This window comes from Aeromonas sp. R4-2 (genome assembly GCF_040908295.1).
GTDB classification, from domain to species: domain Bacteria; phylum Pseudomonadota; class Gammaproteobacteria; order Enterobacterales; family Aeromonadaceae; genus Aeromonas; species Aeromonas veronii.
This window is the reverse complement of sequence record NZ_JBFODL010000024.1, coordinates 23,379-49,289: the sequence shown is the minus strand read 5'-3', so window position 1 is coordinate 49,289 and position 25,911 is coordinate 23,379. Positions and strand designations below refer to the sequence as shown.

Here is a 25,911-nt window from a genome sequence, read left to right as displayed (position 1 = left end):
TTGTGGTGATCGTGGTTTATGGCGATCGAGTCAGATTGGTTGATCCTTGCCAGCCTCCATATCCCACATATGACCGTCTCATGTAGGTTCGATTAGCGAAGCGTAATCGGACGATCGAGATGCCGCTGTTCCGGTATTTCCTTGAATCAGCGGCACCTGGCAGAGGGGAAATTCGAGTAGCCGTTATAGCGGGGGAATTGATTTACGCGAACGTCCGATTACGCCTTACGGCTAATCGAACCTACAGGCTAATGGAGCGAAGCGGAACGATGCTTGACCACTTTGTTATATTTTCATAGCCCAATGATACTTTCAATATCTTTATCATTTAATAAAAAAATTGGTGCACCTAGAGTTCCCTCGTGGGTTTTCATAACGCATAAGTCAGCATATAGACCTTTAGACAATTGAAAGTTCTCACCAGATTGAGTTTCAAGTTTTTGAACAAAACTGAAGCCAAACTTTTCATAAAACGATATTTTTTCAGCGGGACACAAAAGACAAACATCCGAGCCATCTATAATAGAGGATAATATTTTCGTGCCAATTCCGCTCCTTCTATATTGCTCTTTGACAAATATTTTATGTAGATATTTTGGATATTTTTCCTCTGGATGAACAAACATTAGAGCGTACCCATAAAGCTCCTCATTTTCGTGGGATATCGCTACTTTCAAATGTCCGCAATCGTAACACTCAGCCAAAATAGACTTTATGTATGCTAATGCATTGTTGCGATCTGATTCCTCAAAACCCATAAAGTGAAGAATTAAATTTGGATTAACCGCAAGATCAGCAAGCATACCACCGGCTTCGAGATTATAAATTTCATCAATAAAGCAACTAGGGTCGTACTTCATAGTTCGCCTCAAAATATAACGCCGTGTTAAGGTGGGAATACCGCCTAGATAAACTGTCCGCAGACCGCGCTCACCACCCAAAATCACCTCATACCGAAAATGCCACTCAGTATGAATCCCTCTTAAGCGCCTTGTTATGGCACTGCACACATGAAGATCGGCTGTACTCGACTTAAAAACAACTTCTCAATATCAAACCGCTTAATAAAAGGGTCATTACAACCAAGCTCTCGGTATAGAAAGACCGTTTTGCAAATTAAAAATGCTGTAAGCTTTATAATATCATCATTATGAATAGTGTTAGCACTTTGCTCATAAGCATATCTGCTTTGGGTAAACAAATCTTTGTTTGTAGTAATAACCTCAACGCCAAAGGTATCAAATAAATAACGTTGCACATTCATTGGCAGTGCGTCGTACAGTACAAGTAAGTCATGGGCATTTGAGTTTTTAGGCAGAGACCTTTTCTTATTGAACTCATAAGTTTCATTGAGCTTCCCATGATTACTAGTCACAGTGGCATGGAAACTTTTAAGTATTATCTCAATACTCAATGCACACATTGTTCTTTGGATTTCCATCCGCTGATGGGGCGACTCAGTGCAAATCGTGTAGTAGTCGTATGCATTTTCGAGCATCCACGGCCTAAAATCTACACTATCAATCCCAGCAATACTCGGACAAAATATAACATCACTCAATGAATTGTCCCTCTGCGCCATAACAGTGATTAGATGGAAGGCGGTACTAATCCGTTAATAGAGCCTTCCATATAACTCCGGTTCACCCTGTTTTTCGCTACTGAGCAAAAATACACTTTCGGAGCGGCAATGGAAAGCGCCATCCAACCTCCTTTTCATAAACAAGTCAGTAGTGTGATCGGGGGCTATATATCAAAAAATCGCAGGAGTGCCGCGCCTTCTGCCACTGGCTCGGCCAGCAATTTACCGATGGCGAACCCGACCGGGAGGAGGGCGGGGTTACCACCCTCTGAGGCAGGTCACTGAATCGGGGGCGCTGGCGTGGTTAAATGGTCGGCTTACATCTTGCCGGATATTGCTGTGACCATGCCATCTGACCTTCAGCCGCTTCTTGCTTGGCCTGACTATCTGCAGGCATCCTGGCTGCGCTGCGCCCACCAGACCAGTGCCACCCTCTGGCATCCGCCCCACTGCGCCAAGGGGCAGACCTTGCAGAGCCTGCGTCAGCGCAAGCGCGACCTGCTCACCACCGGCGAGATGGCCCTCGAAGATCTCTACGAATTTATGGAGGGGCGCCCCTGCGCCCTGCTGCTCACCGACGAGAGCGGCTGCCTGCTGGCCCAGACCGGCCATCCCGACACCCTGCGCGAGCTGGCGGCGCTGGGGTTTGGCCCCGGCGCCTTTTTCAGCGAGGGGCGCATCGGCACCAACGCCATCAATCTGGCGGCGCTGGAGGGAGTGCCGCTCTGCGTCAGCGGCCCCCAGCACTTCAATCAGACCCTCCACCCCTGGCACAGCTGCGCCAGCCCGGTCTACAACAGCAATGGCCGTCAGGTCGCCATCATTGCGTTGATCTGCAAGGTGGAGGAGGCGAGCGCCGGCGATCTGGCGCTCACCGTCAGCGCCGGGCGCGAGCTGGCCCATCTGCTGCAGATGGAGACCCTGATGCAGGAGTCCCAGCACCACCTGAGCGAGCTCTACGCCCTGCTCGATGGCATGGATGACGGTGTGCTGGCCTGGGATCCGCAAGGGCGGCTGCGCTACCTCAACGCGCTGGCGGCCAACCGGCTGCGGCTCGATCCGGCGCTCTGTCTCGGCCAACCGCTGGAGCAGCATCTGCTGTTACCGCAGCGGTTGCAGCTGGCCATCAAGGGGCAGACGCCGCTCAGCCATGTGGAGGTGACGCTGGAGCGGCTCGGCGCGCAGGAGGGGGAGTTCATCAATGCGCTGGTGAGCCTCAAGCCGCTACCGGGGCCGGAGGGGGTCAGCTTTATCGCCCTGCTGCACCCGGTCGATCGGCTGCGGGCCATTCACCAGCTGCGCCAGACGGTGCCCGAGCTGTCGGCGCTGGTGGGGGAATCGAGCGCCATGCGCAAGCTGCTGCGCTACGCTCGGCAGGCGGCCCAGAGTCAGGGGCCGATCCTGCTGCGCGGTGAGGAGGAGGTGGGCAAGGCCCAGCTGGCGGAGGCGATCCACTTCGGTAGCGAACGGGCCGCCGGGCCGCTTATTACCCTCAACTGCAAGGCGCTGCCGAGCGAGCGGATGGCGCTGGAGCTGATGGGTTCCGACGAGGCGGGGCAGGAGCGGGCGGGCAAGTTCGAGCTGGCCCACGGCGGTACCCTGGTGCTGGAGCAGGTGGAGTGCCTCTCCGCTCCCATGCAGGCGGCGCTGCTGCAACTGCTCAAGACCGGCCGCATCCAGCGCTTCGATTCGGCCCGCATCCTGCCGCTCAAGGTGCGGATCATCGCCACCAGCAGCGCCCCGCTGGAGCAGCTGGTGCAGGAGGGGCTGTTTGGCCGCCAGCTGCTCTATGCCTTGCAGGCGTGCGAGCTCTGGCTGCCGGGGCTGCGGGAGCGCGCGGCGGATCTGCCGGGCCTGATCAGCCAGCAGCTAGGAGCGATGGGGCGCGAGCCGGTGCGTCAGTTCAGTCCGGCGGCCCTCGATTGTCTGCTCGCCTATCCCTGGCCCGGCAATCTGGGGGAGCTGCGCAGCGCCGTCGAGCATGCGCTGCTTCATGCCGGTCAGGGGCCGATCCCGCCTGAGGCGCTGCCCGCCGCCATTCGCCACGGCTATCAGCGGGTGGCGGACGAGGTAGTGGGGCAACCGCTGCTCACGCTGGCGGAGCTGGAGCGGCAAGCCATCTTGCGCTGCGCTCACGCCTGCAAGGGGCAGGTGAGCCAGATGGCCCAACATTTGGGTATCAGTCGCACCACCCTGTGGCGGCGGCTCAAGTTGCTCGAGATCGATCCCGCCGACTATCACGGCTGACGGTGAGCCGTCGCCAAGAGGCCCGCAGAAAACGAAAAGGCCCCGCAGATGCGGGGCCGATTTATATGGCAAGCTCTGCCGTGGCGCGGTTACAGCCCCAGCTGGTGGGCAGTGACGATGGCCGCCAGCACATCCTCGGCGGTGACCTTGAACGGCATATTGTGGATGGTCTCGCCCTCGGCGGTGGAGGCTTTGGCCACCTCCATCAGGCGCGCCATATCCAGCTCCTTGACCCCCATCATATGCAGGTTGGTCGGGAGACCCACCGAGCGGCAGAAGTCCAGCACTGTCTCGATCTCAGCCATCGGCGCGTTCTCCAGCACCAGCTGTACCAGGGTACCGAACGCCACTTTTTCACCGTGGTAGAGGTGGTGACACTCGGCGAGCTGGGTCAGGCCGTTGTGGATGGCGTGGGCGGCGGCCAGCCCGCTGCTCTCGAAGCCGATACCGCTCAGATAGGTGTTGGCCTCAATGATGTTCTCCACCGCCTTGGTGCAGAGCCCCTGTTCTACCGCCAGCTTGGCTTTGTAGCCATCGGCCAGCAGGGTCTTGTAGCAGAGCTCGGCGATGGCCTGCGCCGCCAGCGTGGAGGCGCCCCCGGCCATGGTCTGGCAACCGGAAACCTTGTTGGCGCGCGCCTCGAAATAGGTGGAGAGCGCATCCCCCATGCCGGAGACCAACAGCCGCACCGGGGCGCGGGAGACCACGCCGGTATCCATGATGACCATGTTGGGGTTGGTCGGGATCATCAGGTATTCGCTGAACTGCCCTTCCGGGGTGTAGATGACCGCCAGCGCGCTGGTGGGGGCATCGGTGGAGGCGATGGTCGGCACTATGACCACCGGCACCTTCTGGTAGAAGGCGACCGACTTGGCGGTATCCAGCGTCTTGCCGCCGCCGATGCCGATGATGACGTCAAACGGGGTCTGCTGGCAGCGGGCCAGCAGGCGGTCGATCTCGGGGCGGGAGCACTCGCCATTGAAGCAGTCGAACTCGGGCTTGATGCCTGCGCCGTGGAAGCTGGTGGCCACGGTATCGCCCACCAGCTTGGTGACGAAGGCGTCAGCCAGGATCAGTGGCTTGCTGCCGAGCGCTTTGACGTAGTTGCCGATATTGGCGAGGGCCCCGTTGCCTTGCACGTATTTGCTGGGGCTGATGATAATGCGGTCCATATTCTATCCCTCTCTCTTTACTAATTAAGAATCGGGGCGAAGGGGCGGCTGTGCCGGGGACTCCTTCGTCTTGAATGAAGCTGCACTGGCTCAGCGAGCGAGTGCAGCCCCTTGAAACAATGGTGTGCGGCGTCAGTCGCCAAAGCGCTCGTCGGCCAGCTGCTGGAAGCAGGCCAGTGCGGCGGTGGCATCCTCGCCGCGCGCCAGCAGGGTGAGCTGGTCGCCCTGACGCACGTTGAGCATGGCGAGCCGGGTCAGGCTGCGGGGGTTGGCTTCTTTGTCCCCCTTTTGCAACTTGAGTTCAGCGGCAAAGGGCTTGAGGGCTGCCACTAGTCGGGCGGCGGGGCGCACATGCAGGCCGTGGGGGTTATCCACCACCACCTCACAGCGCAACCAGCCGTCGTCGGCAACGGGTGCCGTCTCGGTAGCGGTCTGCGCCGCGCTGGCTGGCAGCATCGCCTGTTTCGGGCCCAGCGCGCCGAGCGCTTCGGCGGCTACCTCGTCCAGCGTCAGGCCGGAACCGGCCGCCACCACGGCGGCCAGGGTACCCTCCACCAGCGGGGCGGGGCAGAGCCGCACCCTCGCGCTCAGCTCCGGGGGCAGCAGTTCGAGGGCGGTCTCTGCGCTCAAGAGGGCGCTGCCCAAGTCCATCAGCACCAGCACACCGCTGCCGTCGTCCGCTTCTTCAATCGCACTCATCACCGCGATGGCATCGGTACCGATGGGGTGGTCGGGGTCATCGACCCCGGCCGCCAGCAGCAGGCGGGCCGGGCTGCCGAGCTGGTCGGCCAGCGCTTTCAAACCGGCCGCCAGCATGGCGCAGTGAGAGACAACTACGATTCCGATCATGTCACAACCTCGCTCTGTCACGCAGGGCGGTCAGCAGTAGCAGGGTCGAGGTGGCCCCGGCATCCTGATGGCCGATGCTGCGCTCGCCAAGATAGCTGGCGCGCCCCTTGCGGGCCTGCATCTGGATGGTGGCCTCGGTACCGGCAGCGGCAGCCGTGACTGCCTTGTCCAGCGCGTCGTTGAGGGGCAGATCTTGCTGCTGCGCCTGTTGCAGGGCGGCCAGTGCCGGCCACCAGGCGTCACACATGGTCTTGTCGCCCGGCTCGGCACGGCCGCGAGAAACAATGCCCTCGACCCCGTCACTCAGCATTTTGCACAGCTGACTGAGGCTCAGGCTCTGGCAGGCATCGCTGCTGGCTGCCGCTCGGATAAAGAAGGTGCCGTAGAGCGGGCCGCTGGCACCGCCGACCGAGGAGAGCAATGTCATGCCGGTGGTTTTCAGTACCTGCCCGATATCCTTGTCTGCCACTGCTGGCAGCTTCTCGGCCACCTTGGCGAAGCCGCGCTGCATATTGAGGCCGTGGTCGCCGTCGCCGATGTCGGTATCCAGCGCGGTGAGGTAGTCACGCTGCTCGGTAAAGATGTGTTCGCAGTCGAGCAGCCAGTTGACGATGTGATGCTTGCTTAACATGGGTTCTCCTTAGCAGCCGCGACGCAGGGCGGGGGTGTGAACGGGGGCATCCCACAGGGTCATCAGCTCATCATCCACCTTGAGCAGGGTGATGGAGATGCCGGTCATGTCGAGGGAGGTGCAGTAGGGGCCGATCAGGTTGCGCACCAGATGGATGCCCGCCTCCTCGCACAGGGTGGCAAGGCGACCATAGACGCCATAGAGCTCGGAGATGGGGGTGCCACCGAGGCTGTTGACCAGCGCGATGACTCGATCGCCCGCATTCAGCGGTTCGATAAAGGTGTGCTCCTCCTGCCAACTGCCGCTGGTGCGATCCCAGTGGCGCAGGGTGCGACCATAGGGGGTGTTGTCAGCAAGCTCGCTGAACATGTCATCCACCAGGGTATTGAGGTCGGTGAAGGGGCGGCGCTCGATGCCCGGTTCGCCGTGGATACCAACGCCGAACTCCAGCTCGTTGTCCGCCAGAGTGAAGGAGGGCTTGCCAGCGGCCGGCACTGTGCAGGCATGCATGGCCACGCCTATGGTGCGGCTCTGGTTGTTGATGCGACGGGCCAGCGCCTCGCAACGCGCCAGGTCGTAGCCCGCTTCGGCGGCGGCACCGACCAGCTTCTCGCACAGCACGGTCGTGGCAACCCCACGGCGACCGGCGGTGTAGAGGCTGTCTTTGACCGCCACATCGTCATCGATCAGGGCGAAGCCCACCTTGACCCCGTCACCGTGCAGCAGCTCGACCGCGGTCTCGAAGTTGAGCACGTCGCCGGTGTAGTTCTTCACCAGAAACAGCACGCCCGCGCCGCCATCAACGGCCTGACCGCACTCGTACATCTGATCCGGGGTCGGAGAGGTAAAGATCTCGCCGGGGCAGGCGCCATCCAGCATCCCTTTGCCCACCAGACCACCGTGCATCGGCTCGTGGCCGCTGCCACCGCCGGAGACCAGCGCCACCTTGCCCATCACGGGGGAGTCGGCGCGGGTGATGTAGTGGGGTTCGATACGTACCTTGAGCTCGGGGTGGGCGGCTGCCATCCCCATCAGTTGTTCACGGACCACAGCATCGACGGCATTGATCAGTTTCTTCATGGCTCACTCCTTGGCTTGCCACCGCACGGGTGGGCAAATGGTTGATGGAGCCAGTCTAACGACAGAAAAAGGGATAAAAATGACGGCCTGTTTGGTTCGGATTTGAAACAGCAGAAGGGGTATGGGTGTTTCAATCTGAAACGACGCAGGGCAAACAGGCGGGAAACTGTTAGCTGACTCACAGCCATGAAAAAGGGCCCCGCAGGGCCCTTCGCTATAACCGGAATATGCGGACGGGTTAGATGGCCCAGCCACCGGCATAGAAGATCACCAGCGCCAGGGCGATGATGACGGTGCCGACGTTCAGCTTCTTCCACTCGGCAGCGAAGATGCGGCCAACGACCAGCGCCACGAAGCCCAGCATGATGCCGGTCACGATGTTGCAGGTCAGTACGATGAAGACGGCGCACAGCATGCCGGAGAGCGCATCGACCGAGTCGCTGAAGTCCAGCTTGGTGACGTTGCCCAGCATCAGCAGACCGACGTACATCAGGGCCGGTGCGGTGGCGTAAGCCGGTACCAGATAGCTGAGCGGGGAGAGGAAGATCATCAGCAGGAACAGCACGCCTACCAGCGCGGCGGTCAGACCGGTCTTGCCACCGGCCGCGGTGCCTGCGGCGGATTCGATGTAGACGGCAGCCGGAGCACCACCAACGGCGCCTGCCACCATGCTGCTGACGGAGTCGGCAGTCAGGGCCTTGCCGCCGCTGATGATGTGGCCACGTTCGTTGATTAGGCCCGCCTGTCCGGCCACGGCACGGATGGTGCCGGTGGCGTCAAACACAGCAGTCATCACCAGCGCCAGTACGGTCGGAATCACCACCGGATTGAGGGCGCCCAGCAGATCCATGCTGCCTACCAGCGAGCCCTTCTCACCGGTCAGGCTCGGCATGGCGAAGAAGCCCTGCCAGGTCACTTTCGGGTCGAAGATAAGGCCGAGGATGGAGATGGCGATAATCACCATCAGGATTCCACCCGGCACCTTGCGACGCTCCAGACCGAAGATGGCGGCCAGACCCAGCACCGTCATGATCACCGGGAAGGAGGTTACTTCACCCAGTTGAACCGGCAGACCGGCCCCTTCGTTCTTGATCACCATGCCAACGCCGTTGGTGGCGATCAGCAGCAGGAACAGACCGATACCGATACCGGTGCCGTGGGCGATGCCGGAGGGGAGGTTGTCCAGGATCCACTGGCGCACGCCAGTGACGCTGATCAGGGTAAACAGCACACCCATCAAGAAGATGGCGCCCAGCGCGACCGGAATGCTCAGTCCCTGACCCAGCACCAGACTGAAGGCGGTAAAGGCGGTGAGGGAGATGGCGCAACCGATAGCCATCGGCAGCTTGGCCCACAGGCCCATCAGCAGGGAGCCGAAGGCGGCGATCAAACAGGTGGCCACAAACACCGGGCCCTGCTCAAAGCCGGCAGCGCCCAGCATGTTCGGCACCACTATGATGCTGTAGACCATCGCCAGGAAGGTGGTCAGCCCCGCGACCAGCTCCTGACGCACGCTGCTGCCGCGCGCAGAAATGGAAAAATAAGAGTCCAGAAAGCCGCCTGTCCCTGTTTGGGCGGCCATATCTTGCTTTGCCATAACTAATCCTGAAAGTGTGAAGGAAATCGTTTGCGTTGGTGGCGCGCAAAATAGCAAGAATTCGCGGCAAATACAGCGGATAACCTGACTTTTTCGTCACTATTTTACATTTTGAGTCCATTCGGAGCTCATTCTAAGACTCAAGCGGTGAGAGCATGTAAGGGAGGGAGCAAGCGGTCGGGGGAGGGGAGATCTGTGAGGAAAAAGCGGGGAAAAACAAAAAACCCGCCTAAGCGGGTTTTTTTAAATTCTTGCAGAGCGGTCAGCAGTTGGCATGAGCCATCAGCAGCATGCTCCGGCTTGAATTACAGACCAACTACGTTGGCAGCAGCCGGGCCTTTCTGGCCTTGCTCGATGGTGAACTCAACGCGCTGACCTTCGTCCAGGGTTTTGAAGCTGGTGGACTGGATAGCGGAGAAGTGTACGAACACGTCTTTGCTGCCGTCAGCCGGGGAGATGAAACCAAAACCTTTCTCAGCGTTGAAGAACTTAACGGTACCAGTCATTTTGTTAGACATAATAATTTCCTTAAATAGTGTTGAATGCCACCTAAATGGCAATTTTTGATTTTTCGTCAGCAATACGTATGGGGAGCACTAAAGAAGGAGAATTATTTGATAAGAATTATCCGAGGATAACGCTTATGCTAATCACTGCTTTACTAAAATGACTGCCTAACATAATCAGGTCTGAACTGCCGAACCATCGAGAAAGATTAAAACACGCTCTCATTTTTAAAGCAAACTTTATCTCGATATTAATGTTTTGTAACAGCCAAAAATATCGTTTTTTATAGTAAACATGATGCATTTCAACGGCATAGAAAAATCAGTGCAGACTCATATCACCCTGTGACAAGCCAGATTCGGCTTTTTTGTCCTGACTATGTAGCCAGTTCTGGCAAAAAATATGAGAAAAAATGTAAAGGTGGCGATAGATGGGGATTGTCAGTTGTCGTTCTCTCTAACTCACAATGTAAATCACTTCTTTGCTGCTGCGATTAGCTTCTGAGCGGCAAAACAATGGCAGCGCCAAATCTGGCTCATCGAGCATCGCCCAGACATGCAAACGCCCGCAGGCACAAGTGCCAGCGGGCGTTTTGCAAGAAGGGATCAGCGCTTGCTGCGAAACTTGTTGCTGACCGAATCAATCCAGCTGAAGGTTTCCGGCAGTACCTGGTTCTTGGCGCGCTCTTTGGCTTTCTCGCGAGCCAGCTTGGAGGCTGCCTTGGCTGCTTCGGCGCGGTCGGCCACAATTTTCAGGCGACCCTCTTCGCGGATCTTGTTCCGCTCTCCGTTGGTCAGCTGGTGGTCTGCATTGGCTTGTGCCTTTTGCAATAACAAGGCTATCTCGGCTTTTTCGGCCTCGGTCAGATCTTTCATTTCCAGCTTTTTCACGGCGCGCTCCTGCGGCAGGGTGGTTAGACACCCTAACACAGTTGTGCCGATCACTTCTTATGCAATCGGCTTTCCGGCAGTAAAAATGCGGGTTTGTGCCAACTTTCCGTTATTTCGCTGCCACTTTCCCGCCTGTTTGCCACATTTCAATTTATGGCGAGCGGTGAGGGCATCTCTTGCTCCTCCGGCTCGACGTGGATCAGCACGATGGCGTGGGGCAACTGCGCCATGATGGCGTGTTCGATGCGATCACAGATATCGTGGGCTTCGCCGATGCTCATCTCCGGGGGCAGGGTGAGGTGGAAGTCGATATGGCGACGACGACCGGCACGACGGCTGCGCAGATCGTGAAAACCGCTGGCGGCAGGGCAGCATTCGGTGATGATGCGGCTGGTCATCACCAGCTCTTCCGGGCTCATGCTCTGGTCGATCAGCGGCTGGAAGGCCTCGTTGAGCATGCTGATCGCCTCTCTGACAATAAAGATGGCGACCGCAATGGCGACCAGCGGGTCGAGGATGGCGAGTGAATAGCCGAACAGACCGGCCAGCCAGATCCCGCCAAGACCGACGGCGACCCCGGCGGAGGTGAGCACATCCGCCTTGAGATGGAGCGCATCGGCCGCCAATGCAACTGACTCTTCTTCCCGGGCCACCTTGTAGAGGTAGGTTGAGACGCCGCTGTTGACCAGCGCCGAGATCACCATCACCAGCACGCCCCAGCCAATGCTTTCAATCGGGCTGGGGGTGAGCAGCTTGTCGACGGCTTCGAAGATGATCCAGCCCGCGGCCAGCAAGATAAGCAGTGCTTCGATGACGCCGGAGACATTTTCAATCTTGTCGTGACCATAGGGGTGGCGCTCATCGGGCGGGAGATCGGACTTTTTCACCGCGAACAGGGCGATCAGGGCCGCCACCAGATCCATGGCGGAGTGGATCGCCTCCGAGATGATACTGACCGAGCCGCTGGCGAAACCGGCCACCATTTTCATGATGATCAGACTGATATTGGAGCAGACCGACACCATGGCGGCTCTGGTTTTTCTGTTCATGTACAGCTTCCTGAATAAAAACGGATATTTCGGTGCGGCGCGCATTATATCCGGCTGACCGGAAATAACCTATTCGGTGTTGTAACCTGATGTTTCCGATGATATTGCGAATGCTTATTAAAATGGTGGCCTCTTGAGCGGCAATAAATAATGAGAGGGATTTATATTTATCCGTGAAAATATCTAGGTAACGATGGCTTAATATAAGCGTGACAACATTTAATAATGCGAATTACTCTTTTTTGGTCTTTCCTGTCGAGGTCGTTTGGCCTCCCCGCTCAAGGGGCTGCGCGCGACATCTTTTGGACGAGAATGAGGCTGGATCCGGATGCCACTGGAGGGTATGCTGGGTCTGGTGATGGTCTTGCACCATCCCACCAAGCGTACTGAAGTTGATGATTCGGATGGCATGCTGGCTCCCATGAGGAACCAACTGTCTGGGTAACATTTTTGGAGTTTGATGATGAGTAACAAAGAACATCACAACGGCAAAGATGCCAAGAAAAAACCGCAGATGTCACTGAAAGAGAAACGCGAAGCCAAACGTCAGAAAGCAGAACTGAAAAACGGCAGCGCAATGAAGTAACGCTCCCCTACTGCTGTTCCTTCGGAGCCAGTACAAAGCCAGCCCTTACCGGCTGGCTTTTATGTTTGTGGCTCACGGCGTGGCGCCGTAAGCCGCGAAAATCTGGTGATAACGACCATCCTGACGCATCGCCTCAAGGCGCTTATCAAACAGATTGCGGGCATCGGCCGTTCGGAAGGCAAAGTGATAGACGGTGGGCGGGAAGAGGTCTGCTTGCCTGACCTGATTGCGCTCGTAGTGCTCGCCTGCCTGAGCGGTGGCAATCAGATGATCGAGGTAGTAGTAGAACACCCGCTCCTCCAGTACGACTGCATCCACCCTGCCGCGCATTAGCTGATGTACCTGCACCTGCTGCTTGGCTACCTCCTCATAGTGGGGATTCTGGTTGGCCATGGTGGCGAACGCGCCCCCCAGAATGATCCTTGCCCGTTGAAAAGCGGTGACCCGTTTTGAATGCAGGTCGTCCAGAGTACTGATGTGGGTGCTGCGCAGGGTGAAGATCCGGTTATGGAAGGTGATAACGGGCTGGGTCAGAACGTGAGGATCAACCATACCGGGTCTGACGTTGATGATGGCATCCAGCTTTCCTGACTCGAACAGGCGGAAGGTACGCTCCAGTGGCAGAAATTCAAAGCTGGGCTCATAGCCGCTGCCAGCGAACGCCTCTTTCAGCAGATCCAGCTCGATGCCGCGATTCTCGCCTTCGATGACATAAGGGGGGATGGCAAAGCTGACCCCGACCTTGAGTGGCTTTGCCTGCAACTGGCCGGAGAGCATGCTGGTCAGCATTAGCAATAAAGGGGTGAGCAGTTTCATTGCACTTTTCACAAAGCGTTCCTGTGGAGAATATCCATCACTGTAGGGAAGGCAACCAAAAAGCGTTATATCCCTTTCGGGCTGAGAGGTTAGCCTGAGTGCATAAAAAAAGACCCTGAGTTATCAGGGCCTTTTCAATATTCTGTTCTTAGAACGGTTATGGTTACCTTGAGAAAATGGACAGTCCATTAAGTCATTGTTAAACAACACATAAGAGCCAACCACAATCAAAACTGTAAAGAATTACGTTAAAAAAGTCACGAAAACCAATAAAACTTTACAAAAACACATCAAGCTATCTTGTATGCGATGATATGTATGGAGATGGTATTCACCTGACAGTTGCCCACAAAAGGGAGTGGTCATACGGCTTCAAACCGGATAACAAAACGGTACCCCTACCGTGTTATCCGGAGTCACCGTATGACCACCAACGAGAAAGTAGCACGTCGTAAACTCAGCCTGCTAGAGCTCGCCAAAGAGCTCAATAACGTCAGCAAAGCCTGCAAGCTCATCGGCTACAGCCGCCAGCAGTTCTACGAGATTCGCCGTAACTACCAGACCTATGGCGCCGAGGGCTTGCTCGACAAACTCCCCGGCTGTAAAGGGGCTCATCCCAACCGGGTCGCTCCCGAGATTGAGCAAGCCATCCTCGATTACTCTCTCACCAGACCAACCCATGGCCCGCTGCGGGTCGCGCAAGAACTGGCTCTGCAAGGCATCAACGTCAGTGCGGGCGGTGTGCGTGGCGTGAGGCAACGGCACGACTTGCTCTCCAAACACGACCGCTTGTTGCGCCTCGAGAAAACGCACCGGGAGCAGACCATTGAGCTCAATGACGAGCAAATTCGCCTGTTAGAGCGATTCAGTCCCGAGTTTCGCGAACGCCAGATTGAGGTCCACTACACCGGGGAACTGGTGGCGGTCGACACCTTCTTCGTCGGCGCGCTCAAGGGGGTTGGCAAGGTGTATCTGCAAACCGTGCTGGACTGCTACAGTCGCCACGCCTGGGGACGGCTCTACACCAGCAAGCTTCCGGTGACCTCAGTTCATGTGCTCAATGAAACGGTGCTGCCGTTTTTCGAGGCCCACGAGGCACGGGTCTATACCATCCTGTCGGACAACGGGCGCGAGTTCTGTGGACGACCTGACCATCATCCCTACGAGCTATTCCTGCAACTGGAGGGGATTGAACACCGGACAACCAAAGGTGCGCAGGCCGCAGAGCAACGGCTTTATCGAGCGGCTACATCGAACCTTGCTGGATGAACACTTCCGCATCAAGGGGAGGACGACCTGGTATGAGTCGGTAGAGCAGATGCAGACAGACCTGGATAGCTACCTGGAGCACTACAACACCCAGCGGCCACATCAGGGCAGGATGATGGAAGGACAGACTCCCTACAGCATGTTCAAAAAGGGTCTGAAATTGATACCGAAGGAAGTGCGCACTAAAGTAGCGTAAACAAGACACCGGTTTGAGGCCGGTGTCAGGTGATAACTAGATCTGTACATCTCCTAACGCCAGCCTAAGGGGCTGGCAACGCATACCACTAAACCCAAACACAACAACTGCAACCACCGCGGCTCATTGGCACTGGAAACGCCGAGCGTTTACAGTCCCTTTGAGGCGTTTGTTATGAGAATTTTTCAACTCTGCTGACTGAATAGTTGTGGCTATGAGTTCTTCAAAAAGTTCTAACTGTCCAGCTGGAATTAATTGGTTTTGTATACTCTTTCGTTTGGTCGAGTCAAATAAACGCTCCGCCAGCCAACCAATTAGATATATTAGGGAAAGACAACCTCCGGCAGTGGCTACATTACCTTCGATCACGAGAGGTTGGTCCTGAACGTCTCCTCCCATGCTTTGTAAGACACTCTTCGCATCAGGATTCGTGGTTAAAGGCTTACCTTTTAGTAGGCCAAGCTCGTGAAGAATGAATGACCCAGCACAAATCGAACCAATTAACTGCCTATTTGGGTCAAGATTCAGCGCTGACATAAATCTAGTATCTTTCATAGCGGCTGGAATACCACGTTTGCCACTCGTAATAAGAACTACATCGTGATTCGTAACTTCTGAAATATATCCGTCAGTTTTAACTTTTATACCAAGGTGGGAATGATGTTCAGGTTTAGTTCCCAGTATGTTAACCGTCCAACTATCGGTTGTTCGCCCAAGTAAGTCATACATAAGAAAAAAGTCTACATCTGTAAAATCATCAAATATAACAACGCCAACTTTGTACATAAATTTTAATCCCTTTCACAATTCTTATGAGTCGCATAATGCCCGCCTAAGGAGAAGTGGATCCCGATGGTTGGACACATAAGCTAATTTCTTAAGTGATTGACCCAGCTCATGCTGCGTATCTTTGCCTACCGAAGTAGGCCTCATCAGGAGTGAGGTTATTCAGGCCTTGATAGTTACGTTCTTCATTATAAAACACCATGTAGTGACCGATTTCAAGCTCGGCTTCGCCATAATCGTTCAATGAAAACATTGTCAACCCAACGGCCTTTCCCATCCATGCTTATACGTATGTCATGTTCAATTAACTTCTGTGTGAACTCTACGCTTGTCAACTAGCTACCCTGATCGGAGTTAAAGATATCGGGCGGTCCGTAGTGTAGTGTTGAAGCGCTTTCTTACTCTTGGACGGGTAAAGCTAAGGAGCAGTTCTTAACAAGAGCCATCAAATTCTCTCGAATAAGATCCTTTGATTCGTCATCCAAACGTGCATAGTACGTTTTGAACTCGATGAGCAAGTCAGCAATAGATTGAGGTACGCGAACTAAGACAGTTGGATCTTGCTTCTTACGGCCTGCGTCCTTGCGCTTTCCACCATGTTTGGGCTTTTGAAGGGCGGCGATGCGCGCTCAGCACATTCATTATTGACGTAAAGCGGTGTACCAATGCCGTCAATAAAGTGAAAAACAGGGTGCTTGTCGATATAAGAACGAGTAAGACGCATCGCATACTCAGGATTTGAAAGGTAATCAGTGCTTAATTCTCGTTGAAACTCATCAAAGGCAGCTAGTGTTTCATCGGACATTCTCGCTTTGCAGTATGACAACAATCATCCATAAACTAAAATACCTTAGTGCGTATTATGGCTTTTATGCAACAAATTCCACTTTGTAACCATTTTTTGGGGACATGACTTTAATTTTTTATATTTACAATGGAGAAGTTGATATAAAATAAAATATTGAAAAATATGGATAATTTAACTATCACTGCCGCCGTTAATGGCGGAATTATCCCAAGAAGTAAGAACCCCGCCGTCCCACATACGCCAAAAGAAATTGCATATGCTGTCGTTCAGTGCAGCGAGGCAGGCGCCAGTGTCGCGCATATCCACGCCCGTGATGAATCGGGTAAGCCAAGCTACGACAAAGACGTCTGGCGCGAGATCATTGAGCGTGTGTAACTCGCGCCTTCACACCAGAGGTATTCTGACTCGATAGTCTCGGTCGAGGGCCCCTCATCACCCTTTTAGATAACACACTCTAGGGAGTACCACCCATGGAATTCCAATATAACCACCCAACCCACGTGGGGATCACCAAACGCCTGCGCCGTTTGCGAACCACCCCAATGATCAGAGCGCTCGTTCGGGAACATGAGGTTCAATTAAGCGATTTAATTTATCCGCTATTTGTCGAAGAAACCATCACCAGTCCTGTGCCGATCACCGGGCTGCCGGGGTTGGCCCGGCTCCCTGAAACTCAGCTCGTCGATGAAATCCATGCGCTGGACGCTCTTGGGATCCGCTATGTAATGCCCTTCGGTATTAGTCATCACAAAGACGACATCGGGAGTGACACTTGGCGTCGAGACGGTCTGCTGAGTCGTATGATCAGCACGATTAAATCAGCGTGTCCGCACATGATGGTGGTCCCTGATATCTGCTTTTGCGAGTACACCACGCACGGTCATTGTGGTGTCATGGCCGATCAGGATGTTGACAATGATCAGACGGTGGCTCTCTTGGTGAGGCAGTGTATAAATGCCGCGCAAGCCGGGGCAGACATGCTCGCCCCTTCTTCCATGATGGACGGCCAGGTAAGGGCGATACGCAAGGGCTTGGATGAAGCGGGATATGAGCATGTTGCGATACTTGCACACAGCGCGAAATTTGCGTCGGCGTTTTACGGGCCATTTCGACAGGCAGTTGAGTGCGAACTCAAGGGCGACAGACGCACATATCAGCTCGACTATGCCAATGCCAGACAAGCGCTCAGTGAAGCATTGTTGGATGAACAAGAGGGCGCGGACATTTTGATGGTCAAACCCGGAACCCCTTACCTAGATATTTTGGCCCAATTACGCCGTCAAACTCTACTTCCACTGGCAGCCTATCAAGTCAGCGGGGAGTATGCGGCCATCAAATGCGCAGCGCAAATGGGTATGTTAAACGAACGGGAAGCGGTGTTGGAAACTCTGATCGGCTTTAAACGGGCGGGGGCAGATCTCATCGTCACCTACTTTGCTAAACAGTTCGCGATCTGGCACCAAGCGGCGCCAGACACGATGCCAACAAAGGGATAACGCATGGGCTTGAAAGATTACATCCTGTGCGTGTTCATCATGGCGATCTGGGGACTAAATTTTTCCGTCGTCAAACTGGGTGGATCCGATGTTGCTGACCGCTTTGAGGTTTACCCTAGCGGCCATTCCTGCGGTCTTTTTTGTTAAAAAACCAGATGTACATTGGGGATACCCGGCAGCTTATGGCCTGACGTTTTCGGTCGGAGTTTGGGGGCTGTCCACTTGGGCCATCGTGGCAGGTCCCGGCATGGCGGCGTTGCTTATTCAAACGAATGTGGTGTTCAGTTTGGGACTGGGGGGGGCTGTTAAAGCAATCCAACACTGAACACGTGTTCGCGTTCAGTGTGTGGTCGATGCTCTTTGCGCCGATCCCGTTGTGTCTTCTATCCTAGCTTCAGGTTGGGACCCAGGGTTTTATAGCTTTGATGGACAATATGACCCTACCCGGTGTGTTTTCCATTATATACCAGGCATATATGACCACGTTATTTGGCTACTGGATCTGGAACAAATTAGTGATGTCTTACCATTTGTCGCATGTGGCCCCGTTTACGTTGCTTGTACCTCTTTTTGCTCTGTTGGGTTCATAATGTTTCATGAAGTCATTTCCTCACAAAAAGTGGTAAGCTGCGCTCTGATCGCATTAGGTTTGTTGATTGGCAGTATGCCTGCCGCCAAGTTCACCGCGTTAGCACAGCGTCTCAGATAGGCTCATCCCAAGAGTACAACAAAGGAAGGTTCGTATTTTTATTCATCGCCAACCGTGTGTTCAGACCGCACGTAACCTTATGAATCGAGTTTGGAATGACAAAGTGACGGAGGCCGTGACGGATGTGATGACCTCCCACACCGTGATAGAAAGTCCTCTTCAACTGTCGGTAGGCTCTGATTCCTTTTGCGAGACGATCAGAGTGTGGCAGCGCGCCTTTCCTACATTAGAGTACAAAGAAAGCCACGTGATCATCTGTAAGAACGACATTGTGATTGAATGGACGGTGAAAGGAAAACATTTGGGAGAGTTCTTAGGTGTGGCAGCAACGGGGAAAGATCTGATCTATCAGGGCAGCTCACAACTGACGTTTGTCAATAATAAAGTCAGCTATTATGTTTCGGTCGTAGATACTCAAAGTATACTCAGCCAACTGATGGGCCGTTATGCCACTCGCACGGAACCTCTCAAGCCAAGAAGCGCTTCAGAAGAGCTGTATGCGGTCATCCCACAATTGCTCTCCCCTTTCTTAACCCAGCGTCAAGTCGAGTGCCTCTCACTATCGACACTGAATTTGTCGGTCAAAGAAGTGGCGGCGACGTTGAACATCAAAGACAGCTCCGTACAGACACACCTCAAGCGTGCCTTCGAATTGCTGAACGTCAGCAATAAAAAAATGTTCATGGCGTACATCTGTGAGAACAACACAATTGAACTCTTAATCAGAATGGGGCTCTACCTGAAGCAAAGCATCTAGCACACAACTCAAAACCCAAAAGTTAGCAGTAAAGGAAGGAGTTAGACTGTTCTGAGACATAACCTTTGATGTACTGAATCAGGATAACTTTTAGTAATGCAAACACACGCTATTTAAGTAAATAGTAGTATTTATTCTAACCAACTTAGGGGCAGAGTCGATTTAGGATGACCTGTCAGTTCAAGTCACATCGAGGTGACGAAGCTGACAGATTTCATTCAGACTAATTCACTACACGCTTAGAACTTCTGCTTTATTTAGTTTTGCACCACCGCTGATTGCTGCCACATCCGTGGCAGACCGTATTTATTTTGTAGCGAACCATGGAGTTCCGTAGCTACTTTGCTCATTGAGCACTCATTTTTCTTGTTTAGTTTCCAATGGTTCGTTTAGTTGCTCAATCGTGATTCCATGCTGGGTAGCGTTGTACAACCAAGTATGGAATTGCTCAAGTAGTCTGTTGTTCTCGGCTTCAAGTCGTGCAATGGTTCGTTCCCGCTTTTCTAGTTGATCAGCCGCAGCCTTCAAACTGGATGGAAGGTGTCTATTTCGTGCAGCAACAGCCTTAGGAGAATTACCCGAGACAAGAGCCTTAACCTCATTAAATGCGCGCTTGATACGTACCTGCTTTTGCAGTGTTTGCCTCGTGGTAGAAAGCTTGTAATCGTGTGCTACTGCCTCTACCAATCTATCCCATGTCAGCTTAGAGTCCGTGGGCCAATCATCTAGAAGCTCACAAACATTGCTAATATCCGTGTCTGTTAAGTGTTTAGCCACAATAATCAATCCTCAAAAAAATCTATTGCATCCATTTCATCTAAAGCATCAAATAGCTCATCATCAAATGATGACGGATTGTTCTCGATACCAATCATTTCATCAACCGTGACGATAACTTTCTGGCTCTCTTTGATGCGCTGAAAGTTTTCAATCTTAGGTAAACGCTTTTTACCATTCGCATCCATCGCACGATCCAACTGGGTAACATCCTCTACGTTAAGCAGCCTGATTAGAGATCCATCCTCGATATTTGGGTCTTCCATCATGGCAAGCAGTTGCTCACAGCGCTCTGTGGTCAGTTTCCTGCGCTCATAGAACTGCCTAGCCCCTTGAACACCATCATCAACCGCTTTTTTGTCCATTTTGAGAAGTTTTTTCTCCTCTTTTAGACGCTTACGAATGCGCTCACATTTGCCGTCATCGTTTTTTACACAAACTTGCTGGTCGCAGTTAATACAGTCGCGATATTTAGTGCAAACCTCTTCCATGTAGGACGTCACACACATGCCAAATTCGTTTGTATGTGCGGTTAAAGCCGTCTTGGTGTTCAATTCTTGCACTGTTCTGGGGGTCGCCACCTGCACCTGAATTTGTATAGTGCTTGTTGTTGGATTCTCCATCAAACCCTGTGAGACAAGGTCTGCCTCTCGGTCTTCAATAAAGTCCGTACCATACTCCTCCGGAGTTGTGTGGTCGTAATAACGATTGTGCCTAGGATCACTTCGCATAGCCCATTTAGCACGTTGCTCTCCATCCATTCCATTAACTGCCGCCATGGTGTCTAGCATGTGACGGATTTGATGCGAGGTCATGCTCAAATCACCGTGTCCCCAACGCTGAAAAACCGAACGCACACCTGTCGCTAGTTCTCCTGTTGTTCTGTTCTTTTTTTTCGTTGGAGCAAGGTCTTCATTCAACGTATTAATAGTCGGAATGTACAACTCGGTAGAAATGGTTGATTTTGCAGTGTCCAAGCAATTGGCAAAACCAGCATACAAAGCCTCTGACCATTTTACTTTTACATGTCCATTACCGTTATCAAATGGTATGTAAGGGAAGCCCTCTGGAAGATCTTTTCGAAGGATTACATTTAAATCTCGGAGCGTAACTTGGTAATTTTCAGTTAAGATACCCTTACGCTTTAGGAAATGGTTTCTAGATGTTCGCCACTTTTTGCAATTTTTTGCATCAGAAAGGTCACCATACCTTGACGAATCCAACCCAAGTGCCATTGCAGCTTCATCCATCGTTAGGAGTTGGTCTTCAGGGACGTAAGGACAAAGCTCGTGCCGTGGAAAGCACGAACTTTCTTCTAGCATCTTTGCAAACTTTCGTGCAGGCTCTGATTTTGCTCTCAAACGCTCTACCGCAGCTTCTACAACACCGTACATACACGTAGGAATCCACTTGTGTGCGTGCCCAAAGTCCTTACCCGAATACCATTTTATGCCTTTAATTTGGATGGTTTCGGTAAGGTCTAGCTCTTCATCGTCAGCATCCTGAGAATCTTCGGTTTCATTCCCAGCCCTGTCAAATACGGCACCATTGTCAGCCTCAAATACAATATCGTTCTCTTTTTGGTATTTAAGGATGTCCTTAACATCCTCCTTAGTGAAGCCATCCATTTTTAGCACTTCCCAAACTTTCAGCTCATCGGTATGAATGGGGTCGGAAAGCAAGTACAGAGGCTCTGAACCACGGTTTGGGGCAGCCAGCAACAAGGTTATCGTAGATGTCGTGAAAATATCCCGAGGACTTAAGTCTTCTGTTTTTTGAGCATTGATGGAGGCGAGAGCCATCAACGCATTTTCGTCAGGCATTTTGTCTTGCCTTCTCTTGTCAGCATCATCCCCTGTCGCATTTTCAGCAGGCTTTTTGAGTCCACTCTTCCACTTAAATGGCTTCAGTAATTTGTACTCAATCAAGAAGTTGAGAAGATTATTTAAACCACGCCCAGCTTGATAAGCAGCTCCTGCACTTAACGATTCCTTAGCTGCGCGTTGAGCTGCATCGAAGGCCTTCCCCGTAAGCTTGGTGGTTTCAAAATCTTCGCCCTTGTGTAACCGCTGCCAAGCTGCATTGATTGCGCGTAAGGCTTGGAATTTAACGTTGATGCCTGCTTTAGTTCCGCCTCCATAGGTAACGTAAGCTTTTGCAAAGGGAATTAAAGATTCATCCAGTAACTCACTTGGATTTTTTTGTCGGCTATTGGCACCAAAAATGGTGAAGTTACCTACATCAGGCCAGTAATTTTCATCGTAGACATACTTCTTGCTTAATGGCGCTATCTGACGTCCTAATTCGATGAAATCGGCTTGGTTTTTCGTATGCTCAAGCTCGTGCTTAGGCTTAAAAATAAATACATCAGCCATTGTTATGCTCCCTACATAGCTGGATTACTTGGCATACCGCTAGAATGGCATTGTCATTGATTGAAACGATTTGCATGTCGCCATTAGTATCTACTTTTAATCGCTCTCGCTCTTCAACCAACCATTCGAGGATTAGGTGATGCGGAGCATGTGCCCACGGACGGAATTTAGGGCATAAATAGCAAGCGATAGGGGCATAATCTTGGCAAAAACTGCTTGAGCCGCATGAGCCGACCTCACAGTTTTTTTCTCGACATGGAATGCGTGCTGCACCTGCATTTTCTGTATTGGCTTCAGCCTCGTCTTCAACCAGTTTGCCTGCGAAAGCAGAGGCATACCGAGCCAGAGGTTGGTTCATGATTTTTGAAATATGCACTGCATGCTCAGGGGCGTTAGCAACATACACTTTTACATTTTGTGTATCAGACTGGTCAAGCAAGTTGGCAATAGTAAGTATACCAGCCCCCTCCCTAGCCGCTCTGGAACCCAAGGTGTAGCGAAAACGGTAGCTTGTTGATTTTAAAGGTTTGCCAGTTCGCTCACTGATGACTTTCAGCTTTGTGACCGCACTGTTTAGCTTACTCGTTAGGTTGCTTGTTTTAATATGCGGCAGTTCGGATTTGAGATAGTCCATTAATGAATCTGGAGGTATTGATTGAATCTCTACAGTGGTGCCAACATCGATAAACAAAGGTAGTTCACCTTTTTCTTCAAGCGTCATTTTCCGTCCTAAAGCTGCTTCCACCTTAGCTGTTTGCTCTTTGATATGCAGCTCAACAACCTGTGCAACCGAATTCACTAAAGCATAAGGCTTTAGGATACTACGGAACTTTCCTCCACGTACTTTCGCCCTAGGAATCAGCACCACATACGTTGGAGATCCGGTATAATTGGTCGAATAAGAAAAGTCTTTACACTTGATAGATGCAATCTGAACAGGACGACGACCGGACGCCTTAAACATAGAGAGACAAGCATACTCATCTGTTCTAAGTGCTCCTTCAGCATATCGATGAGCAGCATGTAAACCAATTGCTTGAAACTCTAAATCACTGAATGGCCCTGTTTCAGGGTCAAGAGTAAGTACCGCTACCCCTTTATCATTGCCACCTAAACTCCATTGATCAGTCAGCTTAAACACTGCATCATCAATATGTTTATCCAGCCCCAAATAGCGCATCTGGCGCAGCATTCCCCGAACAACCGATACCTTGTACCACTCCTTCTTAGGTAATGCATTTTTAAAGGATGTAAATCCCTGTTCAGTTAAGTCATTTTGACCTGTTATCGTTTGGTAAAGCTTAAGCTGCACGGATATATTTTGGGTGTGTTTAGCAGATGAAGTTTCAGCATAAAACACCAGTGCTTCTCGAATATCCTCTTGTAACGGCTGTACAAATGAATCTAAGAAATCCACCAATACCGTGACATCCCGATTGAGAGTCCATCGGTCTGAAAGGTAATTAAACTCAAAGCCATTGTATGACATACATGTTGTTACTTTGCTTTCATTGGCAAAGTCAAAATTCACATGATGGTGATTCATTTTTATTATTCCCCTGTCCAAACATCTTCATCACGTTGTTGGACGATTGAATTTATGGTGGTTGACTCTTCTTCTTGAAGGTCTAACGCCATGTCCATTGCACGTTTATCATCATGTCGTTTTGAGTAACGTTTTGCGTTACTGGAATCTTCACTCCAGCCCATCAATTTTCGCCTATCGGCTTCCGACTTGGCTTCCGTTGTTTTTCCTTCAGCAATGCGTTTATCTGCAAACCTACTGTATTCATCGTTCCAAGTATGACGTATCCCATGGGGGTGAACCCTAAAGCCAACCACATCAGAAATATCACGAAAAATCTTATTTACCTGAGCCATTGATAAGGCGGTGTTAGTTTGCACCTTATGGTTGTGAGTAACGAACAGGTACTCGATATACTCAGAACCAGTTGCATTAGGGCGGTGATGGATAAGGTAGTTTTCATACATATCGACCAAACGTTTATCCATTGGGACTAGTCGCCCCACGGTCTTTCCTTCTGGTCTGTGCTTACGTTTGTCGCTGTAGTCAGTTTGTGAGCGGATCATAACGAAGTAACGACCGTCTTTGTCACGCTTTCTGATATCAGATTGATTGCTGTCCGTTTTTACTCTGATTTTAAGCAGTTCTCCACGGCGACAGCCAATAGCAAATAACATGTTTACGATAAGTTGATTGCGATATCGAACCGATTCTGATTTCCAAGGATTCTCTGAGGAGTCAGGGTGAACCACATCAAGGACTCGAATTTTTTCAATTGGCTCTAGAGAGCGCCAGTTTCCCCAATCAAGAGCTTCATCACTGGTGCCAAACTTGTCACCCCTCATTTTCTTGAGTTCGATCTCAGCCGTGGAATCTTTAGAGGGAAACAATTCCTCTTCGAGCCAGCCAATAAATTGCGCAAACACAGTTAGTCGGTTGTATGTTGTGTGGGGGGAAATGTCCCCCTCAGGATTGACGACAAAATTGGCTCTTGCCGTTTCAAGTTTATTTTCCTTGATGCTCACGACATTGGAGGATTTATGTCTCGCAACCATTTCACGGAATGACGCTACTGTAAGCTTTGAGTGTTTCTTAATGTTCTCAAACTCTTTCTTTGTCAGAAAATCACCCGTTTTACATCGTTCAATCAAGTCAATATTTTCAAACCGACAAATTTCCTCAAGAAAGCTAAGGTGATCAAAAACACGAGAACAGGTGTTACTTGCTTTTGATTGATTTCGGTAATGTAGGGTGACAAATAGGTTATGGTAAGGCAATGGCATACCATCCTCACCTAAAAGAATTGAGTAGCTTTCTCCACTCGCCATTTGAAATACTTTTGTCTTCATTCCGTCCTTAAACCCACTAAAACTTAACAAATACTCAAGGTAACTCCGAACCACAATATTGGCATAAAAAAAGTTTACAGAAGTTGCAAGACTCACTGTAAACTTTTATCTCAAACCCTTGTTATATTTAATTTAAATGATCAAACTTAACAAAACTAGGTCTCAAGTAACCGTCAGAACGGGATATCGTCGTCGAAATCCATCGGCGGCTCGTTATATACCGGCGGCGCAGATTGCGGCTGCTGGGCAGGACGGCCATAACCGCCTTGCGGCTGCATATTCTGCTGCGGAGCCGGTGCCGGGCGCTGCTGATTCATCGGCTGCTGGGCAGGCATGCTCTGCTGCGGCTGACCCCAGTTACCCTGGGATTGGCCACCCATGTTCTGGCCCATACCCTGACCGCCTTGCGGACGGCCACCCAGCATCTGCATCACGCCAGTGAAGCTGTCGACCAGCACTTCAGTGGTGTAGCGCTCCTGGCCGCTCTGATCCTGCCATTTGCGGGTTTGCAGTTTGCCTTCCACATAGACCTGGGAGCCTTTCTTCAGGTACTCGCCAGCCACTTCGGCCAACTTGCCCATGAAGACGACGCGATGCCATTCGGTACGCTCTTTCTGCTCACCGGTCTGCTTGTCGCGCCAGGTTTCGGAGGTAGCCAGAGTAATGTTGGTCACAGCACCGCCACTCGGCATGTAGCGTACTTCCGGGTCTTGCCCGAGGTTACCGATCAGAATGACTTTATTGATGCCTCGACTGGCCATAATCTCTCTTCCACCTTATTTACCGGCCAGGTCGAAACCTGGTCCAACACGACTAGATACCTGATTAGTTGCTGTGTGCGGGGCGCAATGTCCCGCA

24 protein-coding genes and 2 pseudogenes are annotated in these 25,911 nt (G+C 52.2%); 7 read left to right on the top strand and 19 right to left on the bottom strand.

Annotation, left to right across the window (positions count from 1 at the left end; genetic code table 11):
• Positions 1-293: 293 nt before the first annotated feature.
• Together AB5Y99_RS18410 and AB5Y99_RS18405 are read right to left on the bottom strand one after the other, a co-directional pair.
• Complete coding sequence (locus AB5Y99_RS18410) at positions 294-860, bottom strand: GNAT family N-acetyltransferase (RefSeq protein WP_368210432.1); 567 nt, start codon at positions 858-860, stop codon at positions 294-296.
• 134 nt (positions 861-994) lie between these two features.
• On the bottom strand, positions 995-1,561 hold the full coding sequence (locus AB5Y99_RS18405) for a hypothetical protein (protein ID WP_368210430.1): 567 nt from the start codon (positions 1,559-1,561) through the stop codon (positions 995-997).
• Positions 1,562-1,927: 366 nt separating this feature from the next.
• On the opposite strand from AB5Y99_RS18405, the gene dhaR reads away from it, so the two are divergent.
• The gene (gene dhaR / locus AB5Y99_RS18400) at positions 1,928-3,829 is read left to right on the top strand and encodes a dihydroxyacetone kinase operon transcriptional regulator DhaR (RefSeq protein WP_368210428.1); all 1,902 of its coding nucleotides are present in this window, start codon (positions 1,928-1,930) and stop codon (positions 3,827-3,829) included.
• Positions 3,830-3,918: 89 nt separating this feature from the next.
• Here dhaR and AB5Y99_RS18395 read toward each other — a convergent pair whose 3' ends face one another.
• From AB5Y99_RS18395 to AB5Y99_RS18360, 8 genes are all read right to left on the bottom strand, one after another.
• The gene (locus AB5Y99_RS18395; RefSeq protein WP_120416030.1) at positions 3,919-5,001 is read right to left on the bottom strand and encodes a glycerol dehydrogenase; all 1,083 of its coding nucleotides are present in this window, start codon (positions 4,999-5,001) and stop codon (positions 3,919-3,921) included.
• 132 nt (positions 5,002-5,133) lie between these two features.
• Positions 5,134-5,850: a dihydroxyacetone kinase phosphoryl donor subunit DhaM gene (gene dhaM / locus AB5Y99_RS18390; RefSeq protein WP_368210425.1), complete on the bottom strand. Its 717-nt coding sequence runs from the start codon at positions 5,848-5,850 to the stop codon at positions 5,134-5,136.
• A gap of 1 nt (position 5,851) precedes the next feature.
• On the bottom strand, positions 5,852-6,481 hold the full coding sequence (gene dhaL / locus AB5Y99_RS18385) for a dihydroxyacetone kinase subunit DhaL (RefSeq protein WP_368210422.1): 630 nt from the start codon (positions 6,479-6,481) through the stop codon (positions 5,852-5,854).
• A 9-nt stretch (positions 6,482-6,490) separates the two neighbouring features.
• Positions 6,491-7,561, bottom strand: a complete 1,071-nt coding sequence (gene dhaK, locus AB5Y99_RS18380) for a dihydroxyacetone kinase subunit DhaK (RefSeq protein WP_040067692.1) — start codon at positions 7,559-7,561, stop codon at positions 6,491-6,493.
• A gap of 238 nt (positions 7,562-7,799) precedes the next feature.
• The gene (locus tag AB5Y99_RS18375) at positions 7,800-9,158 is read right to left on the bottom strand and encodes an NCS2 family permease (protein WP_069529272.1); all 1,359 of its coding nucleotides are present in this window, start codon (positions 9,156-9,158) and stop codon (positions 7,800-7,802) included.
• 305 nt (positions 9,159-9,463) lie between these two features.
• Positions 9,464-9,676 (bottom strand): RNA chaperone/antiterminator CspA, encoded by a 213-nt coding sequence (gene cspA, locus AB5Y99_RS18370; protein ID WP_005316548.1) that lies wholly within the window; start codon positions 9,674-9,676, stop codon positions 9,464-9,466.
• A 594-nt stretch (positions 9,677-10,270) separates the two neighbouring features.
• Positions 10,271-10,555: a DUF3811 domain-containing protein gene (gene yjbD / locus AB5Y99_RS18365; protein WP_005340165.1), complete on the bottom strand. Its 285-nt coding sequence runs from the start codon at positions 10,553-10,555 to the stop codon at positions 10,271-10,273.
• Positions 10,556-10,701: 146 nt separating this feature from the next.
• Entirely contained in the window at positions 10,702-11,604 is a 903-nt protein-coding gene (locus tag AB5Y99_RS18360) for a cation diffusion facilitator family transporter (RefSeq protein ID WP_335873684.1), read from the bottom strand.
• 460 nt (positions 11,605-12,064) lie between these two features.
• Here AB5Y99_RS18360 and AB5Y99_RS18355 point away from each other — a divergent pair, with 460 nt between their 5' ends.
• The gene (locus tag AB5Y99_RS18355) at positions 12,065-12,190 is read left to right on the top strand and encodes a hypothetical protein (RefSeq protein ID WP_019445191.1); all 126 of its coding nucleotides are present in this window, start codon (positions 12,065-12,067) and stop codon (positions 12,188-12,190) included.
• Positions 12,191-12,262: 72 nt separating this feature from the next.
• On the opposite strand, the gene AB5Y99_RS18350 is transcribed toward AB5Y99_RS18355, so the two are convergent.
• Entirely contained in the window at positions 12,263-13,006 is a 744-nt protein-coding gene (locus tag AB5Y99_RS18350; protein ID WP_335873787.1) for a transporter substrate-binding domain-containing protein, read from the bottom strand.
• Between the two features lie 423 nt (positions 13,007-13,429).
• Here AB5Y99_RS18350 and AB5Y99_RS18345 point away from each other — a divergent pair.
• Positions 13,430-14,471 (top strand): annotated as a pseudogene (locus AB5Y99_RS18345) (IS481-like element ISAs19 family transposase).
• A 123-nt stretch (positions 14,472-14,594) separates the two neighbouring features.
• Here the strand turns inward: AB5Y99_RS18345 and AB5Y99_RS18340 are convergent.
• From AB5Y99_RS18340 to AB5Y99_RS18330, 3 genes and pseudogenes are all read right to left on the bottom strand, one after another.
• Positions 14,595-15,257, bottom strand: a complete 663-nt coding sequence (locus tag AB5Y99_RS18340) for a DJ-1/PfpI family protein (protein ID WP_368210419.1) — start codon at positions 15,255-15,257, stop codon at positions 14,595-14,597.
• Positions 15,258-15,366: 109 nt separating this feature from the next.
• A pseudogene (locus AB5Y99_RS18335) lies at positions 15,367-15,637 on the bottom strand (IS3 family transposase); the annotation flags it as partial.
• Between the two features lie 164 nt (positions 15,638-15,801).
• Positions 15,802-16,062 (bottom strand): hypothetical protein, encoded by a 261-nt coding sequence (locus tag AB5Y99_RS18330; RefSeq protein WP_368210417.1) that lies wholly within the window; start codon positions 16,060-16,062, stop codon positions 15,802-15,804.
• 165 nt (positions 16,063-16,227) lie between these two features.
• Between AB5Y99_RS18330 and AB5Y99_RS18325 the strand changes: the two genes are divergently transcribed.
• The 4 genes from AB5Y99_RS18325 (at position 16,228) to AB5Y99_RS18310 (ending at position 19,027) form a co-directional block, all read left to right on the top strand.
• Positions 16,228-16,440: a 3-keto-5-aminohexanoate cleavage protein gene (locus tag AB5Y99_RS18325; RefSeq protein WP_148503515.1), complete on the top strand. Its 213-nt coding sequence runs from the start codon at positions 16,228-16,230 to the stop codon at positions 16,438-16,440.
• 95 nt (positions 16,441-16,535) lie between these two features.
• Positions 16,536-17,561 carry a porphobilinogen synthase gene (gene hemB, locus AB5Y99_RS18320; RefSeq protein ID WP_368210414.1) on the top strand — a complete coding sequence of 342 codons (1,026 nt, stop codon included), beginning with the start codon at positions 16,536-16,538 and terminating at the stop codon, positions 17,559-17,561.
• An 88-nt stretch (positions 17,562-17,649) separates the two neighbouring features.
• A complete protein-coding gene (locus tag AB5Y99_RS18315; RefSeq protein WP_368210413.1) occupies positions 17,650-17,886 on the top strand; it encodes a hypothetical protein in 237 nt (78 codons plus the stop codon).
• 463 nt (positions 17,887-18,349) lie between these two features.
• The gene (locus AB5Y99_RS18310) at positions 18,350-19,027 is read left to right on the top strand and encodes an ester cyclase (protein ID WP_368210410.1); all 678 of its coding nucleotides are present in this window, start codon (positions 18,350-18,352) and stop codon (positions 19,025-19,027) included.
• A gap of 357 nt (positions 19,028-19,384) precedes the next feature.
• Here the strand turns inward: AB5Y99_RS18310 and AB5Y99_RS18305 are convergent, their stop codons facing one another.
• From AB5Y99_RS18305 to AB5Y99_RS18285, 5 genes are all read right to left on the bottom strand, one after another.
• On the bottom strand, positions 19,385-19,804 hold the full coding sequence (locus AB5Y99_RS18305) for a hypothetical protein (RefSeq protein WP_076665050.1): 420 nt from the start codon (positions 19,802-19,804) through the stop codon (positions 19,385-19,387).
• A gap of 5 nt (positions 19,805-19,809) precedes the next feature.
• Positions 19,810-22,179: a hypothetical protein gene (locus AB5Y99_RS18300; RefSeq protein ID WP_368210409.1), complete on the bottom strand. Its 2,370-nt coding sequence runs from the start codon at positions 22,177-22,179 to the stop codon at positions 19,810-19,812.
• Positions 22,172-23,725 carry a site-specific integrase gene (locus AB5Y99_RS18295; protein ID WP_368210407.1) on the bottom strand — a complete coding sequence of 518 codons (1,554 nt, stop codon included), beginning with the start codon at positions 23,723-23,725 and terminating at the stop codon, positions 22,172-22,174. The genes AB5Y99_RS18300 and AB5Y99_RS18295 overlap by 8 nt, the downstream gene beginning before the upstream one ends.
• A 5-nt stretch (positions 23,726-23,730) precedes the next feature.
• On the bottom strand, positions 23,731-25,053 hold the full coding sequence (locus AB5Y99_RS18290) for a tyrosine-type recombinase/integrase (protein WP_368210406.1): 1,323 nt from the start codon (positions 25,051-25,053) through the stop codon (positions 23,731-23,733).
• Positions 25,054-25,226: 173 nt separating this feature from the next.
• Entirely contained in the window at positions 25,227-25,814 is a 588-nt protein-coding gene (locus AB5Y99_RS18285; protein ID WP_005340181.1) for a single-stranded DNA-binding protein, read from the bottom strand.
• Positions 25,815-25,911 lie beyond the last annotated feature (97 nt).

What these genes read in the sequence shown, in the direction of transcription:
- AB5Y99_RS18410 (WP_368210432.1), bottom strand. Translation starts at nt 860, where the DNA reads ATGAAGTACGACCCTAGTTGCTTTATTGATGAAATTTATAATCTCGAA.
- dhaR (WP_368210428.1), top strand. Translation starts at nt 1,928, where the DNA reads ATGCCATCTGACCTTCAGCCGCTTCTTGCTTGGCCTGACTATCTGCAG.
- AB5Y99_RS18395 (WP_120416030.1), bottom strand. Translation starts at nt 5,001, where the DNA reads ATGGACCGCATTATCATCAGCCCCAGCAAATACGTGCAAGGCAACGGG.
- dhaM (WP_368210425.1), bottom strand. Translation starts at nt 5,850, where the DNA reads ATGATCGGAATCGTAGTTGTCTCTCACTGCGCCATGCTGGCGGCCGGT.
- dhaL (WP_368210422.1), bottom strand. Translation starts at nt 6,481, where the DNA reads ATGTTAAGCAAGCATCACATCGTCAACTGGCTGCTCGACTGCGAACAC.
- dhaK (WP_040067692.1), bottom strand. Translation starts at nt 7,561, where the DNA reads ATGAAGAAACTGATCAATGCCGTCGATGCTGTGGTCCGTGAACAACTG.
- AB5Y99_RS18375 (WP_069529272.1), bottom strand. Translation starts at nt 9,158, where the DNA reads ATGGCAAAGCAAGATATGGCCGCCCAAACAGGGACAGGCGGCTTTCTG.
- cspA (WP_005316548.1), bottom strand. Translation starts at nt 9,676, where the DNA reads ATGTCTAACAAAATGACTGGTACCGTTAAGTTCTTCAACGCTGAGAAA.
- AB5Y99_RS18360 (WP_335873684.1), bottom strand. Translation starts at nt 11,604, where the DNA reads ATGAACAGAAAAACCAGAGCCGCCATGGTGTCGGTCTGCTCCAATATC.
- AB5Y99_RS18355 (WP_019445191.1), top strand. Translation starts at nt 12,065, where the DNA reads ATGATGAGTAACAAAGAACATCACAACGGCAAAGATGCCAAGAAAAAA.
- AB5Y99_RS18350 (WP_335873787.1), bottom strand. Translation starts at nt 13,006, where the DNA reads ATGAAACTGCTCACCCCTTTATTGCTAATGCTGACCAGCATGCTCTCC.
- AB5Y99_RS18340 (WP_368210419.1), bottom strand. Translation starts at nt 15,257, where the DNA reads ATGTACAAAGTTGGCGTTGTTATATTTGATGATTTTACAGATGTAGAC.
- AB5Y99_RS18330 (WP_368210417.1), bottom strand. Translation starts at nt 16,062, where the DNA reads ATGTCCGATGAAACACTAGCTGCCTTTGATGAGTTTCAACGAGAATTA.
- AB5Y99_RS18325 (WP_148503515.1), top strand. Translation starts at nt 16,228, where the DNA reads ATGGATAATTTAACTATCACTGCCGCCGTTAATGGCGGAATTATCCCA.
- hemB (WP_368210414.1), top strand. Translation starts at nt 16,536, where the DNA reads ATGGAATTCCAATATAACCACCCAACCCACGTGGGGATCACCAAACGC.
- AB5Y99_RS18315 (WP_368210413.1), top strand. Translation starts at nt 17,650, where the DNA reads ATGTTGCTGACCGCTTTGAGGTTTACCCTAGCGGCCATTCCTGCGGTC.
- AB5Y99_RS18310 (WP_368210410.1), top strand. Translation starts at nt 18,350, where the DNA reads ATGAATCGAGTTTGGAATGACAAAGTGACGGAGGCCGTGACGGATGTG.
- AB5Y99_RS18300 (WP_368210409.1), bottom strand. Translation starts at nt 22,179, where the DNA reads ATGGCTGATGTATTTATTTTTAAGCCTAAGCACGAGCTTGAGCATACG.
- AB5Y99_RS18295 (WP_368210407.1), bottom strand. Translation starts at nt 23,725, where the DNA reads ATGAATCACCATCATGTGAATTTTGACTTTGCCAATGAAAGCAAAGTA.
- AB5Y99_RS18290 (WP_368210406.1), bottom strand. Translation starts at nt 25,053, where the DNA reads ATGAAGACAAAAGTATTTCAAATGGCGAGTGGAGAAAGCTACTCAATT.
- AB5Y99_RS18285 (WP_005340181.1), bottom strand. Translation starts at nt 25,814, where the DNA reads ATGGCCAGTCGAGGCATCAATAAAGTCATTCTGATCGGTAACCTCGGG.